Origin of the sequence: Pedobacter sp. ASV12, from assembly GCF_016429155.1 — a bacterium.
GTDB lineage: Bacteria > Bacteroidota > Bacteroidia > Sphingobacteriales > Sphingobacteriaceae > Pedobacter.
This window is the reverse complement of sequence record NZ_JAELUC010000293.1, coordinates 1-462: the sequence shown is the minus strand read 5'-3', so window position 1 is coordinate 462 and position 462 is coordinate 1. Positions and strand designations below refer to the sequence as shown.

Below are 462 nucleotides of genomic sequence, written 5' to 3'. Positions count from 1 at the left end.
TGACGAGCATATCCTTTTTGATAAATTCTTAAATGCAATACATGAGTTGGATAATCTGAATGATATCTACCTCCAAAATGTTGATCTTGATACAGAAGAGGTATTTAAGCTAGAAATCACACAACCTCAGAATGGTTTAAGCAATAAGATTATAAGATTGCCAAAACCAAAGACTGAAAGAATTTTGGATTACGAAAAGAAGCTAGAGGCAATATTCTCAAAGGAACAAGGTTCAACTAAAATTGCTATATTGGCTAATCTTCTAAAAAAAGAACTGGATAATGAAGGAAAATAATGCTGTAAAACATGTTTTAGGTATCTCTGGTGGTAAAGATAGTGCTGCCCTTGCCATTTATATGCGTAGCTTATATCCTGAATTGGACATAGAATTTTACACTTGCGATACTGGGAAGGAATTGGAAGAAACATACCAGTTGATCTCAAATCTGGAAACGTATTTAG

The 462-nt window shown here is 33.5% G+C and carries 2 protein-coding genes; both read left to right on the top strand.

What is annotated here, in order from left to right:
- Positions 1 to 295, top strand: a 295-nt coding sequence (locus tag JHD69_RS20365) for a hypothetical protein (RefSeq protein WP_199142150.1), incomplete at its 5' end; no start/stop codon positions are given.
- Positions 282 to 462: phosphoadenosine phosphosulfate reductase domain-containing protein (locus JHD69_RS21195; protein WP_233166133.1), on the top strand; the 181-nt coding region annotated here is incomplete at its 3' end. The genes JHD69_RS20365 and JHD69_RS21195, both read left to right, overlap by 14 nt.